This window comes from Pseudomonas sp. LBUM1657 (assembly GCF_059716075.1).
The window spans coordinates 1,930,672-1,947,820 of sequence record NZ_CP166799.1 but is presented as its reverse complement, the minus strand read 5'-3'; the positions used below and the strand labels follow the sequence as shown (position 1 = coordinate 1,947,820).

At 59.1% G+C, this 17,149-nt stretch carries 14 protein-coding genes; 5 read left to right on the top strand and 9 right to left on the bottom strand.

What is annotated here, in order from left to right; all coding sequences use genetic code 11:
• Window positions 1–109: 109 nt before the first annotated feature.
• Genes nirB through cobA form a run of 4 tightly spaced genes read left to right on the top strand, consistent with a single transcriptional unit; the run spans window position 110 to window position 6,370 of the window.
• Window positions 110–2,563, top strand: coding sequence for a nitrite reductase large subunit NirB (gene nirB, locus ACA055_RS08935; protein ID WP_497683293.1), 2,454 nt, complete (start codon window positions 110–112; stop codon window positions 2,561–2,563).
• The gene (nirD, locus tag ACA055_RS08930) at window positions 2,560–2,877 is read left to right on the top strand and encodes a nitrite reductase small subunit NirD (RefSeq protein ID WP_497683292.1); all 318 of its coding nucleotides are present in this window, start codon (window positions 2,560–2,562) and stop codon (window positions 2,875–2,877) included. Before nirB ends, nirD begins: the two co-directional genes overlap by 4 nt.
• Window positions 2,877–5,594, top strand: a complete 2,718-nt coding sequence (locus ACA055_RS08925) for a nitrate reductase (RefSeq protein ID WP_497683291.1) — start codon at window positions 2,877–2,879, stop codon at window positions 5,592–5,594. Before nirD ends, ACA055_RS08925 begins: the two co-directional genes overlap by 1 nt.
• A gap of 11 nt (window positions 5,595–5,605) precedes the next feature.
• Entirely contained in the window at window positions 5,606–6,370 is a 765-nt protein-coding gene (gene cobA, locus ACA055_RS08920; protein WP_497683290.1) for a uroporphyrinogen-III C-methyltransferase, read from the top strand.
• 86 nt (window positions 6,371–6,456) lie between these two features.
• On the opposite strand, the gene ACA055_RS08915 is transcribed toward cobA, so the two are convergent.
• From ACA055_RS08915 to ppsA, 8 genes are all read right to left on the bottom strand, one after another.
• The gene (locus ACA055_RS08915; protein ID WP_497683289.1) at window positions 6,457–7,491 is read right to left on the bottom strand and encodes an OmpA family protein; all 1,035 of its coding nucleotides are present in this window, start codon (window positions 7,489–7,491) and stop codon (window positions 6,457–6,459) included.
• Between the two features lie 107 nt (window positions 7,492–7,598).
• Window positions 7,599–8,189, bottom strand: coding sequence for an RNA polymerase sigma factor SigX (sigX, locus tag ACA055_RS08910; protein ID WP_064678884.1), 591 nt, complete (start codon window positions 8,187–8,189; stop codon window positions 7,599–7,601).
• Window positions 8,190–8,276: 87 nt separating this feature from the next.
• On the bottom strand, window positions 8,277–9,101 hold the full coding sequence (locus ACA055_RS08905) for a mechanosensitive ion channel family protein (protein WP_008027407.1): 825 nt from the start codon (window positions 9,099–9,101) through the stop codon (window positions 8,277–8,279).
• 2 nt (window positions 9,102–9,103) lie between these two features.
• Window positions 9,104–9,352, bottom strand: coding sequence for a CrfX protein (locus ACA055_RS08900; protein WP_266016042.1), 249 nt, complete (start codon window positions 9,350–9,352; stop codon window positions 9,104–9,106).
• Window positions 9,353–9,415: 63 nt separating this feature from the next.
• A complete protein-coding gene (gene cmaX, locus ACA055_RS08895) occupies window positions 9,416–10,411 on the bottom strand; it encodes a divalent cation transporter CmaX (RefSeq protein ID WP_497683288.1) in 996 nt (331 codons plus the stop codon).
• Window positions 10,412–10,440: 29 nt separating this feature from the next.
• Window positions 10,441–10,932, bottom strand: coding sequence for a ribonuclease E activity regulator RraA (gene rraA / locus ACA055_RS08890; RefSeq protein WP_497683287.1), 492 nt, complete (start codon window positions 10,930–10,932; stop codon window positions 10,441–10,443).
• Between the two features lie 137 nt (window positions 10,933–11,069).
• Window positions 11,070–12,059: an alpha/beta fold hydrolase gene (locus ACA055_RS08885; RefSeq protein ID WP_497683286.1), complete on the bottom strand. Its 990-nt coding sequence runs from the start codon at window positions 12,057–12,059 to the stop codon at window positions 11,070–11,072.
• 96 nt (window positions 12,060–12,155) lie between these two features.
• Complete coding sequence (ppsA, locus tag ACA055_RS08880) at window positions 12,156–14,531, bottom strand: phosphoenolpyruvate synthase (RefSeq protein ID WP_497683285.1); 2,376 nt, start codon at window positions 14,529–14,531, stop codon at window positions 12,156–12,158.
• Window positions 14,532–14,705: 174 nt separating this feature from the next.
• Between ppsA and ppsR the strand changes: the two genes are divergently transcribed.
• Complete coding sequence (gene ppsR, locus ACA055_RS08875) at window positions 14,706–15,524, top strand: posphoenolpyruvate synthetase regulatory kinase/phosphorylase PpsR (RefSeq protein ID WP_497683284.1); 819 nt, start codon at window positions 14,706–14,708, stop codon at window positions 15,522–15,524.
• A 118-nt stretch (window positions 15,525–15,642) separates the two neighbouring features.
• Here ppsR and prpD read toward each other — a convergent pair whose 3' ends face one another.
• Window positions 15,643–17,127: a 2-methylcitrate dehydratase gene (gene prpD / locus ACA055_RS08870; RefSeq protein WP_497683283.1), complete on the bottom strand. Its 1,485-nt coding sequence runs from the start codon at window positions 17,125–17,127 to the stop codon at window positions 15,643–15,645.
• Window positions 17,128–17,149: the final 22 nt, after the last annotated feature.

Here is a 17,149-nt window from a genome sequence, read left to right as displayed (position 1 = left end):
GCGTCCTCGCTAGGTAACTAGCGGGACGCCTTTTTTTGTTTGCGCAAAATTTTGTCGAGCACGACCTGAAAGCCCTGATGAGGCGGGTCCGAGCTCCCCGGAGAACCTGATGAAAAAACTCAAACTGGTGATGATCGGCAACGGCATGGCCGGGGTTCGCACCCTGGAAGAACTGCTCAAGCTGAGCAACGAACTGTACGACATCACGGTCTTCGGCGCCGAACCCCATACCAACTACAACCGCATCCTGCTGTCGCCCGTGCTGGCCGGCGAGCAAACCTTCGAAGAGATCGTGCTCAACGATCTGGACTGGTACCTGGACAACAACATCAAGCTCCTCCTCAATCGCAAAGTGGTGGAGATCGATCGGGTCAAACGTCGGGTCATCGCCGAAGACGGCAGCGAGGCTGAATACGATCGCCTGCTGATCGCCACCGGTTCGACCCCGTTCATTCTGCCAATCCCCGGCAACACCTTGCAGGGCGTGATTGGCTACCGCGACATCGCCGACACCCAGGCCATGATCGACACCGCAAAAACCCACAAGCACGCCGTTGTGATCGGCGGCGGCCTGCTCGGCCTTGAAGCCGCCAACGGTCTGATGTTGCGGGGCATGCACGTCACCGTGGTGCACATCGGCGAATGGCTGCTGGAGCGGCAACTGGACAAGACCAGCGGCGAGCTGTTGCAAACCGCTCTTGAGGCCCGCGGCCTGCACTTTCGCCTCCGCGAGCAGACCCAGGCCCTGCACGATGCCGGCAATGGCCGGGTCGGCTCGGTAGAGTTCAAGAACGGCGACATCATCCCCGCCGATCTGGTGGTAATGGCCGCCGGCATTCGACCTAACACCGAACTGGCGGAAAAGTCCGGCATCCCTTGCAGCCGCGGGATTCTGGTCAACGATACGATGCAAACCTACGATCCTCGGGTCTACGCCATCGGCGAATGCGCCTCCCACCGTGGCATCGCCTACGGTCTGGTAGCCCCGCTGTTCGAACAGGCCAAGGTCTGCGCCAATCATCTCGCGCAGCTGGGCTTCGCTACCTACAAGGGCTCGGTGACGTCGACCAAATTGAAAGTCACCGGCATCGACCTGTTCTCCGCCGGCGACTTCATGGGCGGCGAAGGCACCGAAACCATCACCCTCTCCGACCCGATCGGCGGGGTCTACAAAAAACTGGTGATCAAGGATGACGTGCTGGTCGGGGCGTGTCTGTACGGTGATACGGCAGATGGCGGTTGGTATTTCCGGCAGATCCGTGAGAACCATGCCATTGACGAGATCCGCGATCACCTGATGTTCGGAGAAAATGCTCTTGGCGATGTAGGACACCAAGGCCAGGACAAAGCCATGAACATGGCCGACACCGCCGAAGTCTGCGGCTGCAACGGCGTGTGCAAAGGCACCATCGTCAAGGCAATTCAGGAACACGGTCTGTTCAGCGTCGATGACGTGAAAAAACACACCAAGGCGGCCAGCTCCTGCGGTTCCTGCGCAGGCCTGGTGGAACAGATCCTGATCAACACCGTGGGCGGCGCGGCGGACGTCAAACCGAAAAGCGAAAAAGCCATCTGCGGTTGCAGCGACCTTAATCACGGGCAAATCCGCCAGGCCATCCGCGAACAGCATTTGCTGACCATCGCCGGCACCATGAGCTACCTGAACTGGCGCAGCCCGAACGGCTGCGCCACGTGCCGCCCGGCGCTCAATTACTACCTGATTTCCACCTGGCCCGGTGAAGCAAAGGATGACCCGCAATCACGCCTGATCAACGAGCGAGCCCACGCCAACATTCAGAAAGACGGCACTTACTCTGTAGTCCCCCGGATGTGGGGCGGTGTGACCAATCCCTCGGAACTGCGGCGCATCGCCGATGTGGCCGACAAGTACAACGTGCCAATGGTCAAGGTCACCGGTGGCCAGCGTATCGATTTGCTGGGGATCAAGAAGCAGGATCTTCCTGGAGTCTGGAAGGACCTCGACATGCCGTCAGGCCACGCCTACGGCAAATCCATCCGTACCGTGAAGACCTGCGTCGGCAGCGAGTTCTGCCGCTTCGGCACCCAGAACTCCACACAACTGGGGATCGAGCTGGAACACGACCTGTTCAACATGTGGTCGCCGCACAAAGTGAAACTGGCCGTCTCCGGTTGCCCACGCAACTGTTCGGAAGCGGGCATCAAGGACGTCGGAATTATCGGTGTGGATTCAGGCTGGGAGATGTACATCGGTGGCAACGGCGGGATCAAAACCGAAGTCGCGGAGTTCTTCGTCAAACTGAAAACCGCTGAGGAAGTACGCGAATACAACGGCGCTTTCCTGCAGCTCTATCGCGAAGAAGCCTTCTACCTCGAACGCACCGTGCACTACCTGCAACGGGTCGGCATGGATCACATCAAGAAAGCCGTGCTGGAAGACCCGGAGCGCCGCAAAGCGCTGAACGATCGCCTGCAATTCTCCCTGTCGTTCGAACAGGACCCGTGGAAGGAACGCCTGGCACAGCCCCTGCTGAAGAAAGAATTCGACGTCATTGCTGTGAAAAACCTGGAGGTGCAGGCATGAACTGGCTGGATATCTGCGCACTGGAAGAAATCAATGCTCTCGGCTCCCGGATCATCGCCGGGCCAAAAGGTGACATCGCGATTTTTCGTACAGGCGATGACGAAGTTTTCGCCCTCGACGATCGCTGCCCGCACAAGGGCGGACCGCTGTCCCAAGGCCTGATCTACGGCAAACGGGTTGCCTGCCCGCTGCATAACTGGCAAATCGATCTGGAAACCGGTGAGGCCCAGGCTCCGGACATCGGTTGCGCTCACCACCATTCAGCACGGGTCGAAAATGGCCGGGTGCTGCTGGCCCTGCGGGAAGCAAGCTGATGAACCGCCAGATAACCGCTTCCACCTGCTGCTACTGCGGGGTCGGCTGCGGCGTGCTGATCGAGCATGACGGCGAGCGCATCCTCGGCGTCAGCGGCGATCCGGCGCACCCGGCGAACCTCGGCAAACTGTGCAGCAAGGGCTCAACCCTGCATCTGACCGGCGACCTGACGGCGCGGGCGTTGTACCCCGAGTTGCGCCTCGGTAAAGGCCTGGCTCGCGGCCGCACCGATTGGGACACCGCCCTCGATCACGCCGCCAGCATTTTTGCCGAGACCATCGCCGAACACGGCCCGGACAGCGTGGCGTTCTACATTTCCGGGCAATTGCTGACCGAGGATTACTACGCCTTCAACAAGCTGGCGCGAGCGCTGGTGGGCACCAACAACATCGACAGCAATTCGCGGCTATGCATGTCTTCGGCGGTGGTCGGCTACAAGCGCAGCCTGGGCGCCGATGCGCCACCCTGCAGCTACGAAGACCTCGAGTTGAGTGACTGCGTGATGATCGTCGGCAGCAACATGGCCTACGCCCACCCGGTACTGTTTCGTCGCCTGGAAGAAGCCAAATCCCGCCGTCCGCAGATGAAAGTCATCGTCATTGACCCGCGTCGTACCGACACCTGCGATTTGGCTGACCTGCACCTGGCGATTCTTCCGGGCACCGATGTCGCCTTGTTCCATGGGATTTTGCACCTGCTGCTGTGGGAAGACTGGGTCGACCGCGATTTCATCAAGGCCCATACCCAAGGCTTGGCCGAGCTGAAAGACCTGGTGCGCGATTACACCCCGCAGATGGTTTCGCAACTGTGCGGGATCAGCGTCGAGCAACTGCAGCAATGCGCCGAATGGGTCGGCACGGCACCGAGCTTCCTGTCGCTGTGGTGCATGGGGCTGAATCAGTCCACCGCCGGCAGCGCAAAAAACAGTGCACTGATCAACCTGCACCTGGCCACCGGGCAAATCGGTCGTCCAGGCGCAGGACCTTTCTCGCTGACCGGTCAGCCGAATGCCATGGGCGGGCGGGAAACCGGCAGCCTGTCGAATCTGCTGCCAGGCCACCGCGAAGCCGCCAACGCTGAACACCGTGCTGAAGTAGCGGCCTACTGGGGTGTCGATCATTTGCCGGAGCACACCGGGCTCACCGCTATCGAGTTGTTTGAGCAGGTTCGTAGCGGAAAAATCAAAGCCTTGTGGATCGCCTGCACTAATCCTGCGCAATCAATGCCGGATCAGTCCGCCGTGCGCGAAGCCCTTCAAGCCTGTCCCTTCGTGGTGTTGCAGGAAGCCTTCCGCACCACCGAAACCGCCGCGTTCGCCGACCTGCTGCTGCCCGCCGCCAGTTGGGGCGAAAAGGACGGCATGGTGACCAACTCCGAACGGCGTATTTCCCACGTTCGTCAAGCGGTCATCGCCCCCGGCGAAGCCCGTTCGGACTGGGCAATCACTGTGGATTTCGCACAACGCCTGGAAAAACATCTGCGGCCTGAGCACGCCAGCCTGTTTGCGTTTGAGACCCCGGCGCAGATTTTTGATGAGTACAAACAACTGACTCGCGGGCGTGATCTGGATTTGTCAGGCATCAGCCACGAATTGATCGACCGCCTCGGCCCACAGCAATGGCCCTTCCCGACAGGTGCCAGTAAAGGTACGGCCCGACTCTACCTGGACGGTATTTTCCCAACGACCAGCGGCCGCGCGCAGTTTGTGTCCGACCCGTATCGCGCCGCCAAGGAGCAACGTGATGCGCGCTTCCCGCTGACGCTGATCACCGGGCGCCTGCGCGATCAATGGCACGGCATGAGCCGCACCGGCACCGCCGCGCAACTGTTCGGCCACGTCAGCGAAGCCGTGTTGAGCCTCCACCCGGACGAATTGCGCCGAAATCGGCTGCAGCCGGGTGACCTGGTGAACCTGAAAAGCCGTCGCGGTGCAGTGATTGTCGCCGTCGGCAGCGACGACAGCGTGCGCCCGGGCCAGGCCTTTCTGCCCATGCATTGGGGTGACCGCTTTCTCAAAGGCGGTGTAAATGCCGTCACCCAACCAGCTTTCGACCCGCTGTCAAAACAACCGGAACTCAAGCACAGCGGCGTTCGCCTGGAACCTGTGCAACTGCCGTGGCAACTATTCGCCCTGATCGAGGGCGATGTTCAACAGCATTTTGAGACGCTACGACCACTCTGTGAGGCGTTTTCCTACGTCAGCCTCAGCTTGACCGGTCGCGAACGCCCCGCGCTGCTGATACGCGCTGCCAGCGCCGCCGCGCCCGACCCGCAACTGCTGCGTGACATCGATCAGTGTTTGAACCTCAACAACGGCCCGGTACTGGCCTACGACGACCCTCGGCGTTCCATCGGCAAGCGGGTGCGCATTGAGAACGGGCGGATCACCGCGATTCGACTGGCCGGCGAAACCCTCGCCCAGCACTGGCTGCAAAGTTTGTGGCTTGAAGGCCGCGCCGACGAACAACTGCGGCGCTGGCTGCTCGCGCCGCTCAGTGCGCCACCGGGCAACGTCAACACGCCAGCCGTCGGCAACAAGATTCTGTGCAACTGCAAGAACGTCAGCCAAAGCGCGGTCTGCGCCGGCATCAGCCGAGGTTTGGACTTGCAGGGTTTGAAACAAGAATTGGGCTGCGGTACGCAATGCGGCTCCTGCGTCCCGGAAATCAAGCGTTTGCTGGCCGCCACTGCGCAGCCGATCGCCGTTATCTCGTGAGGAAAAACACTATGAGCGCAAAAGTCTGGCTGGTGGGTGCGGGTCCTGGCGATCCGGAATTGCTGACGCTCAAGGCTGTTCGGGCGTTGAGGGAAGCGGATGTGGTGCTGATCGATGATCTGGTGAACACCGAGGTGCTGGAGCATTGCCCCGACGCAAGGATCATTGCCGTGGGCAAGCGCGGTGGTTGCCGCTCCACGCCTCAAGCGTTCATTCATCGCCTGATGCTGCGTTACGCCCGCCACGGTAAATGCGTTGTGCGCCTCAAGGGTGGCGATCCATGCATTTTTGGCCGAGGTGGTGAAGAGGCACAGTGGCTGCGCGAACGCGGGGTTGAAGTCGAGCTGGTCAACGGCATCACGGCCGGGCTCGCTGGCGCGACGCAATGCGATATTCCGCTGACCCTGCGGGGCGTGGCACGCGGCGTGACGCTGGTGACCGCCCACACACAGGATGGCAGCAGTCTGAACTGGCAGGCCCTGGCTCAAGGTGGCACGACGCTGGTGATCTACATGGGGGTGGCGAAGCTGAGCGAGATTCGCGAGCAACTGTTGGCCGGAGGGATGGCCGCCGATACGCCGGTGGCGATGATTGAAAACGCATCCCTGCCCCACCAACGGGAATGTCGGAGTGATCTGACAGCGATGGAAGAAGCGGCCCACAGCTTCGAGCTGAAAAGCCCGGCGATCCTGGTGATCGGCGCTGTAGCGGCCCGTGCAGCATCTTCGCTTTGGGAGCGTGAAGTGCCCGCGATGACAGCCGATCAATCAGCCTGAATCTATAAGATCCAACTCCTCTTCACCAAATCGCAGACAAAAAAAAGCCCGGCCTAAGCCGGGCTTTTCTCGGAGCTGCGGGCTAATTACTTAGCTTGAGCTTCAACCTGCGCTTCTACGCGACGGTTTACAGCGCGACCAGCGTCAGTTTTGTTGTCAGCAACTGGGCGGGATTCGCCGTAGCCAACAGACTGAACGCGGGAAGATTCAACACCGTACTGGTTGGTCAGAACTTGCTTAACGGCGTTTGCACGACGCTCGGACAGTTTCTGGTTGTAAGCGTCAGGACCGACGGAGTCAGTGTGACCTTCAACAGTAGTGCTGGTGGATGGGTACTGCTTCATGAAGTCAGCGAGGTTCTTGATGTCGCCGTAGCTGTTAGGCTTGACTACCGACTTGTCGAAGTCGAACTTCACGTCCAGCTCAACACGAACAACTTCAGCAACTGCTGGGCAGCCGTCAGCGTCAACAGTTACGTTAGCTGGGGTGTCCGGGCACTTGTCAACGTTGTCGCAAACGCCATCGTTGTCGCTGTCGGAGCAGACTTCAGCTGGTGCTGGAACTGGAGCAGCAGCAGGCTTGGAGCCGCCACCGAAGTTCACACCGATACCGACGCTTGGAGCCCACTCGGTGTCGCCCTGGTCGATGTTGTATTGAGCTTCAACGCCAGCACGGGCGTAGAAGTTCTCGGTGAAGTACAGTTTTGCACCGCCGCCAACGTTGGCGAAGGTGGAACCGTTACGACCGCTTTTGCCGTTCTGACCGATGCTCTGATCGGAGAAACCAGCCGAAACGTACGGACGCAGCATGTCGCCCGGGTTGTTGAAGTGGTACAGAGCGTCCAGAGCGGTGTTGGAGCCCTTGATGTTACGGCCGTCGTCGGCACGTGCGTTGTGCACTTCGTCGTAGGCCAGACGCAGTTCAACGTCGTCGGTCAGGAAGTAACCAATCGAACCACCGAACAGGTTGCCGTTGTTCTTGAAGTTACGAGCGCTGTCGAATTGTTCTTTCTTGGCGAAGCCTTCGATTTCAACTGCGCCTTGGCCTTGTGCCAGAGCGCCGAACGAAGTGGCGGCAATCAAAGAACCAATGGCCAAGCCCAAGGTGTTTTTCAGTTTCATCCGTTAAATCCCCATCTGGTGATTGTGAAGCAGTCCCGCAAACCGGGGGACAACTCGGCGGCAAGTCTAACAGAACTTGCCTACACGTAAGAGATATTTGCGCCGAACTAAGTTTCAGCAACGCCTGCAAATTTCTCACGCAATTTGTCTAGAGCACGTTTGTAACGCATTTTTGTCGCACTCAAACCCATGTGCATGATGTCTGCGATCTCCTGAAACTCCAGTTCTGCGACAAATCGTAGCACCAGAATTTCACGGTCAATCGGGTTCACATACACCAGCCAGCGATCAAGTCCGCCCTTCTCTTCAGGTTTCGGCGCCTTTTCTTCAGACGCTTCCTCAAGAGGGTCCAGACTCAAAGCGTCCATCAAGCGACGCTTTCGCCGTTCTTTCCGATACTGCGTGATGCATTCGTTGTACGTGATGCTATATAGCCATGTCTTGAACTTCGATTTCCCCTCGAAGTTCTTCAAGCCATACAACACCTTCAACATCACTTCCTGACAGACATCGTCTGCGTCTCGATCGTTCCCGAGATATCGTGCACAGACGTTAAATAATGTTCGTTGGTAACGCCGCATCAGTTCTTCATAGGCGCGCGTTACGTGAAACAGCTCGGTATGCGAGCGCGCGACCAACTCCTCATCAGAGAGCTCGCGGGGGTCGTAGCGCGTGGAGAGCGATTGAGCTTTATTCAAAACAAGTCGGGCCGACAGTCAGGTCAATGTCCGCCGCAACCCTCTCAGGGCAATTTGCGGCGGCATACATTAGCAGGGTTTGCCGGGTTAGCGGCTACTCACATGCTGCTCCAGGAGGATCCGATTGGAGAGAGAGACTAGCTCACCCTCATCGGTCAGCAATGTGGTTTTAACCGTGCCGATCTCTTCGATCTGACCTTCGACCTCGCCAACACGCACTTGTTGCCCAACCTGATACAACTCTCTCACATAGATTCCCGCAAGAATCTGACCGGCAATTTCCCGGCTTCCCAACCCCATGGCCAGCGCTACCGCCAGACCAACGGTAATCAAAACGATCACAATCACATGGTTCAGCAGGTCAGTTTTGACCTCCAACTGGCTGATCGCGACCGAAATACTGATGATAATCACCAGGCCCTGGGCAATTCGCCCCAGACCGGCGGCGTAATCCAGCCCTACGCCTTCTGCCGCACCACGCACCAGCCCATTGGCCAATTGCGCCAGTAGCACACCCACCAGCAGCACCAGCGCGGCGCCGAATACTTTCGGCAAATACAGCGCAAGCATGTCCAGCGTAGCTGAAACTCGCTCAAGTCCAAGGGATTCTGCGGCAGAAACCAGAAAAATCAGCAGAACGAACCAATAGACAATCTTGCCGATCAAGGTCGAGATCGGTACTTGAAGGCCGGCCCGGGACAGCAATTTAGTCAGACCGGTGCCGCCCATCAGGCGATCGAGACCTAGCTTGGCGAGCAACTTGGACAGCAAAGTATCCAAAAGTTTCGCAACGACGAAACCCAGCAGCAGCACAACCAGCGCGCCGAACAGGTTCGGGATGAAGTTTGCAACCTTGGTCCATAACGCAGTCATTGCAGTGACGAGGCTCTGAGTCCAGAGATCAAGTTCCATATTCAATCAGCCTTATCAGCAGTGCGAACGTTAGGTTTACGGTGACGGGAGACCGGCGAGACATGGGCCGATCCGTTATTCAGGGCGATCATCAGCGCGGGCAGCCAGCGGCCCAGCAGGCTGAAAAGGTCGCCGGCGCCGACCTGGCGGTTGGCGGTTTTCAGTACACGGCCAAGGCACGCATCGTCGTCCCGGGTGGACGGTGATGCCTTGAGCATGTCACGCAAAGACTGTTCAAACGGATCGTGCATACGCACCTCTCGTGATGTCTGTGAAAGACGCGGTCAAATTTGGTCGGGTCACATGGCTCACCCTCAGACCCAGCGCAAACGTCGGAATAACCACCACTGCCCCAGTGCCACCGAGATCATCATCAGGCAGGCAACCAGGAAGCCATAGGGGCTTTCCGAGAACGGAATTCCACCGACGTTGATACCCAAAAGACCGGTCAGAAAACTCATCGGCAAAAAGATCCCGGTGATGATCCCGAAGCGGTACATCGTGCGGTTCATGCGCACGCTCAAACGCCGGTCTTCGGCCTCGAGGACCAGCCCCACCCGCTCCCGGGTCAATTCCAGCTCCTCGAGATAACGGGTCAGGCTGTTGTTCAATTCGTTCCAGTAATCGCCATCGTCCTCGACGAACCAGGGCAATTTGATCCGCGTCAGCTGACCGAAAATATCCCGCTGCGGAGCGAGAAACCGCTTCAACGCAGCAGCGCGGCGACGGATCTGCAAAACAGCGCCATGCTCGGGCGTATACCGTTCGTCGGCATCCAGCTTTTCTTCTTCCTCATCGACCACTTCCGAGAGGCAGCTGACCAGATCCTGCACCTTGTTGGTGAGGTACTGAGCCAAATAAAGGATGAGTTCGGAGGCGGTTTTCGGCCCCTTGCCTGCCTCCAGTTGCACCAGCAGCTCGTCGGTGGCACGCAACGGACGCAAACGCAGGGAGATGATCCGCTGGGCCGAGGCGAAGATCCGCACCGACACCATGTCTTCCGGCTCTGCACCTGGATTCAGATTGACGCCACGCAAAAATAGCAGCAGTTCGCTGTCAGGAAGCTGTAAAAGACGCGGCCGGGTATTCTCTTCGAGCAGGAGGTCACAGCTGAATTCGCTCAGACCGCTGGATTTACGCAGCCAGGTCCGGGTTTGGGGGTGACTTCGATCCCAGTGCAGCCACAGGCTTTCATGGGCCTGCAGCTGCAAGTCATCGAGTTCAGTCCGGGCTATCGAACGCGCACCGCCTTTACCGTCCAGCACCAGGGCATGCACCAGCCCCCACTGCGCGTTTTCTTCCTCGAACATCCTCACCCCTTTGGTTTTGGCTCAACGCTTTATTCAGGCATTTCCAGCGGGCTTGGCGAGATGATCACGCCGTTGTTATCCGCATATATGTAATGGCCTGGATGGAAGGTCACGCCCGCAAAGGTCACCGCAACGTTGAGATCGCCGATACCGCGCTTGTCGGTTTTCATCGGATGGCTGGCCAGTGCCTGAACCCCCAGGTCGGTTTGCGCGATGACGTCGACGTCGCGGATGCAACCGTAGATCACCAGCCCCTCCCAGCCGTTTTTCGCCGCTTTCTCGGCTAGCAGGTCGCCCAGCAGCGCGCGACGCAGGGAACCGCCACCGTCAACCACCAGCACCTTGCCCTCACCGTTGAGCTCGACTTGTTCCTTGACCAGCGAGTTGTCTTCGAAGCACTTGATGGTCACGATTTCGCCGCCAAAGGAATCATGGCCGCCGAAATTGCTGAACATCGGTTCCAGCACCTGCACCAGCTCCGGATAGGCGTCGCACAGGTCAGGCGTGAGGTAATGTTTCATCGAGTAACTCCTGTAAAGAGGAAGGCAGCACGAACATCACTGATGACTCAGTCATCGAAAATGACCAGAACAGCTCAATGCGTCATATCTTAGCCGCAAGCCGATCAGAGCGAAATGCCCTTGATAGAGCATCGGGCTCAGATCGCCGCGGACAGATCCGGCTTTTCACCCAGCAACGGCGTCTGTTGATCCGTCAGCCAGCGAGCGACCAACGGCCAGACTTCGACCTGGGCCGCTTTGCTGACGAGCATTTCCACGTGACCGAAATTGTCGCCAAAGCCCTGCTCGCGACCCAGGTTAAGGAATTGCTTGTGCTCGGAACCCACCTGATCGAACAGTTTGCGACAGGCCCACGTCGGATCCTGGTGGTCACCTGCGGCGCTCACGGCCAATACCGGTAGCTGAACGTCGGCCAATCCGGCCCACCAATCCTTGTCGGCATCACCAAAGCGTCCGAACAGGCCGTACCAGCGCATGCTTTCCAGTGCCAGGCCGATCGGCTCGTCCTCCGGGCCGCGCTTGAGCCGAGAACCGGACAGCTGGGCAAAACGCTTGAGAATGAAGCGCCCGCTCCACTCCACCGGCGGAATCTTCAACGGCCAATAAGTACGGCTGACTTGCGTGCCGAAAAACGCCGCGGAAGCGACAACCGGCTCGCCGATGTACTCGCCACCCAGCGCTGCCGCCAGCGTAATACCGCCCAGCGAGTGACCGATCCAGTGCGGAATCTGGCCGCTTTGCTCACGCACGAACGCGCCAATGGCCGGGAGATCGTAACGAGCGTAGTCGGAGACGCGGTTCTTGCGATAGTTCTGGTTGCGCTGGGAAAGGCCATGGCCACGCATTTCCGGAATCCACACATCGAATCCGAGGCGAGTCAGATAGGCGCCCAGTCCCAGGCCTTTAGGGGAAAACCAGAACCGTCGATTGGAAAAGCTGCCATGCAACAGGATGACCGGCACGCCACGCACGGACGGCTCGTCCGCCATGCCAAGGCGCGTCACAGCCAGTTCGACGGTGCCGTCAGGGCTGTTGCCGGGTTTCAAACGATAGACGTCTTCGCTCAGATCACCGCGCCGCTCGGCGCTGATCAGGGCGACAGGAAATAGGTTGCTGCTGCTTTGCATAATGCTCTTGCACAAAAAAGGGCGGCTTCCAGAGGAGCCCGCCCTACTTGAATCTCTAAAAGGGTCGATCAGTGATCGACCCTTTCACTCACACCATCAAGCCGGAGCTTGACCTTCAGCCAGGAAGAACCAGGTTTCCAGAACGGAATCGGGGTTCAACGATACGCTTTCGATGCCCTGCTCCATCAGCCACTTGGCCAGGTCCGGGTGGTCCGAAGGGCCCTGACCGCAGATGCCGATGTACTTGCCCGCCTTGTTGCACGCCGCGATAGCGTTGGCCAGCAGCTTCTTGACCGCTGGATTACGCTCGTCGAACAGGTGCGCGATGATCCCGGAGTCACGGTCCAGGCCCAGCGTCAGCTGAGTCAGGTCGTTGGAGCCGATGGAGAAACCGTCGAAGAACTCGAGGAATTCTTCAGCGAGGATCGCGTTGGATGGCAGTTCGCACATCATGATGATGCGCAGGCCGTTTTCGCCGCGCTTCAGACCGTTCTCTGCCAACAGGTCGATAACCTGGCTGGCTTCGCCCAGGGTGCGGACGAACGGCACCATGATTTCGACGTTGGTCAGGCCCATCTCGTTGCGCACGCGCTTGAGGGCACGGCATTCGAGTTCGAAGCAGTCACGGAACGATTCGCTGATGTAACGCGAGGCGCCACGGAAGCCCAGCATCGGGTTTTCTTCTTCCGGCTCGTAGAGCTTGCCGCCGATCAGGTTCGCGTATTCGTTGGACTTGAAGTCCGACAGACGCACGATGACCTTTTTCGGTGTGAACGCAGCGGCCAGGGTACTGATGCCTTCAACCAGCTTCTCAACATAGAAACCGACCGGATCGTCGTAGCCGGCAATGCGCTTGTCGACGCTATCCTTGATGTCCTGTGGCAGCCCGGCGTAGTTCAGCAGCGCCTTGGGGTGAACACCGATCATGCGGTTGATGATGAATTCCAGGCGGGCCAGGCCCACACCGGCGTTCGGCAGTTGCGCGAAGTCGAATGCGCGGTCCGGGTTGCCGACGTTCATCATGATCTTGAACGGCAGATCAGGCATGGCATCCACGGAGTTTTTCTTGATGTCGAAGCCCAGCTCGCCTTCGAAGATGTAGCCGGTGTCGCCTTCAGCGCAGGAAACGGTCACGCCCTGGCCGTCTTTCAACAGCTGGGTGGCGTTGCCGCAACCGACCACAGCCGGAATGCCCAGCTCGCGAGCGATGATCGCCGCGTGGCAGGTACGACCGCCACGGTTGGTGACGATGGCGCTGGCGCGCTTCATGACTGGCTCCCAGTCCGGGTCGGTCATGTCGGAAACCAGCACGTCGCCTGGCTGGACCTTGTCCATCTCGGACACGTCCTTGATGATCCGCACCTTGCCGGCGCCGATGCGCTGGCCGATGGCGCGACCTTCAACCAGCACGGTGCCGGTTTCTTTCAACAGGTAGCGTTCCATGACGTTGGCCTGGGTGCGGCTCTTCACGGTTTCAGGACGGGCCTGAACGATGTAGAGCTTGCCGTCGTCACCGTCTTTGGCCCATTCGATGTCCATCGGGCACTTGTAGTGCTTCTCGATGATCATCGCTTGCTTGGCCAGTTCGCTGACTTCGGCGTCGCTCAGACAGAAACGTGCGCGATCAGCCTTGTCCACGTCGATGGTCTTGACCGACTTGCCGGCCGTGGCCACTTCGCCGTAGATCATCTTGATGGCCTTGCTGCCCAGGTTGCGACGCAGGATGGCCGGACGACCGGCTGCCAGCGTGCCTTTGTGGACGTAGAACTCATCCGGGTTCACCGCGCCTTGTACGACGGTTTCACCCAGGCCGTAGGCGCCGGTGATGAACACCACGTCACGGAAGCCCGATTCGGTATCGAGGGTGAACATCACGCCGGCGGTGCCGGTTTCGGAGCGGACCATGCGCTGCACGCCGGCCGATAGGGCCACCAGCTTGTGGTCAAAGCCCTGGTGGACGCGGTACGAAATGGCACGGTCGTTGAAAAGGGAGGCGAACACCTCTTTGGCGGCGCGAATGACGTTTTCGACACCACGGATGTTCAGGAAGGTTTCCTGCTGACCGGCGAAGGAAGCGTCCGGCAGGTCTTCGGCGGTAGCGGAAGAGCGCACGGCCACGGCCATGTCAGGGTTGCCGGCCGACAGCGTGGCGAACGCGGTGCGGATCTCGGCGTTGAGCTTCTCGGGGAATTCGGCTTCCATGATCCATTGACGGATCTGGGCGCCGGTCCTGGCCAGGGCGTTGACATCGTCGACGTCCAGGGCGTCGAGTGCGGCGTGGATCTGATCGTTCAGGCCGCTCAGTTCCAGAAAATCACGATAAGCCTGAGCTGTCGTGGCGAAGCCACCGGGCACCGATACACCGGCACCTGCAAGGTTACTGATCATCTCGCCCAGGGATGCGTTCTTGCCCCCCACATGCTCCACATCATGAACGCCGAGCTTATCGAGGGAAACTACGTACTCTACCAAGGTGATCTCTCCACTAACTGTGTTGGAAAAGCTCAGAAGCCGGCTGCTCGACAGAGCGTTTGCCAGCTGTATGGCCTGGACCTGGAAAATAAGTGAGAATGCGGGCCACTGGCGGCCGGCAAATCGCGCCTATCATATCCAAGAATGATCATTAGCTTAAGGCCCAAGGTGCAAATGAAACGATCTGCTTTCTTTATTTCCGACGGCACCGGCATTACTGCCGAGACCCTCGGCCAAAGCCTCCTGGCGCAGTTCGAAAACATTACCTTCAGCAAATTCACGCGGCCATACATCGACAACGTGGATAAAGCGCGGGCCATGGTACAACAAATCAACAAAGCCGCCGAAACCGACGGCTTTCGGCCGATTATCTTCGACACCATCGTCAATCAGGACATTCGTGAGATCCTCGCAACGTCCAATGGTTTCATGATCGACATTTTCTCGACCTTCCTGGCGCCCCTTGAACAGGAACTGACCGAGCATTCTTCCTACACCGTCGGCAAATCCCACTCCATCGGTGGCAACTCCAATTATATGGAGCGGATCGAGGCGGTGAACTTCGCCCTCGACAACGACGACGGCGCCCGCACGCACTACTACGACAAGGCCGACCTGATCCTGGTAGGCGTGTCGCGCTGCGGCAAGACCCCGACCTGCCTGTACATGGCCATGCAATTCGGCATCCGCGCGGCCAACTACCCGCTGACCGAAGACGACATGGAGCGCCTGCAACTGCCGACCGCCCTGCGCGCCCACCAACACAAGCTGTTCGGCCTGACCATCGACCCGGACCGCCTCACCGCGATCCGCAACGAACGCAAGCCCAACAGTCGCTATTCGAGTTACGCGCAGTGCGAATTCGAAGTGCGCGAGGTGGAAAACCTGTTTCGCCGCGAGAACATTCCGAATATCAATTCCACGCATTTTTCGGTGGAAGAGATTTCGGCGAAGATTCTGGTGGAGAAAGGGGTGGAGCGGCGGTTCAAGTAGATTTGCGGAGACTTTCTGGCCGCCTTCGCGAGCAAGCCCGCTCCCACATTGGATCTATGTCACGCCGAAGATCCAGTATGGGAGCGGGCTTGCTCGCGAAGAACGATAACGCGGTCTCCTAAATCACAAACAAATCCACAAACCGGTTCACCGGTGTCGCTTCAAGCGCTGCCTGATCGGTGCACAACGCAAAAATCTCAGCGTTTCGCTGCGCCGTGAATCGCGTCGCCAGGTTCGCCTTGAACTTGTCCTCCAGCAACGGAATGCCGTCGGTGCGGCGACGACGATGGCCGATCGGGTACTCGACTTCCACGATTTCGGTGCTGGAACCGTCCTTGAAGAACACCTGAATCGCATTGGCAATGGAACGCTTGTCGGCCTCCAGGTACTCGCGGGTGTAGCGCGGATTTTCCACGATGACCATTTTGTCTCGCAGCACATCGATGATCGGATGTGCCTTGTGGAAATCGTCTTCGTAGTGCTCGGCGACCAAGTTGCCAAAGGCCAGTGGCACAGCGGTCATGTACTGGATGCAGTGATCACGGTCGGCCGCGTTGGCCAACGGGCCGACCTTGGAAATGATGCGGATCGCCGACTCGTGGGTGGTGATGACGATTTTGTCGATCTCGTGCAGGCGATTCCTGACTTGCGGGTGCAGGGTCACCGCCGCTTCGCAGGCGGTTTGTGCGTGGAACTCTGCGGGAAAACTGATCTTGAACAGCACGTTCTCCATCACATAGCTGCCGTACGGCCGGGTGAAGCTGAAGGCACGTTTGTCTTCAGGCTTGAGCGCCAGGTCGTTGTTGGTGTGGCTGAACAGCACGTCGTAGAAACCCCATTGATTGGCGCTCAGTACGCCGGGGATGCCCATTTCGCCGCGCATCGCAATGTCCGCCAGCCGCACGCCACGGCTGGATGCATCGCCTGCCGCCCAGGATTTGCGCGACCCGGCATTCGGCGCATGCCGATACGTGCGCAGCGCCTGGCCGTCGGCAAAGGCGTGGGACAACGCTGACAGCAACTGCTCGCGATTGGCGCCCATCAGCTTGGCGGTAACGGCGGTCGAGGCGACTTTCACCAGGATCACGTGATCGAGGCCTACTCGGTTGAAGGAGTTTTCCAGCGCGATGATGCCCTGAATCTCGTGAGCCATGATCATGGCTTCGAGCACCGCGCGAACGGTCAGCGGCGCATCGCCATTGGCCAGGCGCTTTTGCGACAGGTGATCGGCCACCGCGAGAATGCCGCCCAGGTTATCCGACGGATGCCCCCATTCGGCCGCGAGCCAGGTGTCGTTGTAATCGAGCCAGCGGACTATGCAGCCAATGTCCCAGGCGGCCTTGACCGGGTCGAGCCGGAAACTGGTGCCGGGCACCCGCGCTCCGAACGGGACGACGGTGCCTTCGACGATAGGCCCGAGGTGTTTGGTGCATTCGGGAAAACGCAGGGCCAGGAGGCCGCAACCCAATGTATCCATCAGGCAGTTGCGGGCGGTGTCCAACGCTTCTTTGGACTCGATATTGAAGCTCAAGACGTAGTCAGCGATCTCCTGCAGGACCGCGTCGTAGTCAGGGCGGTTGTTCAGGTCGACGTTGGCGCTCATGTTCGATTCACTCGGTCAGTGG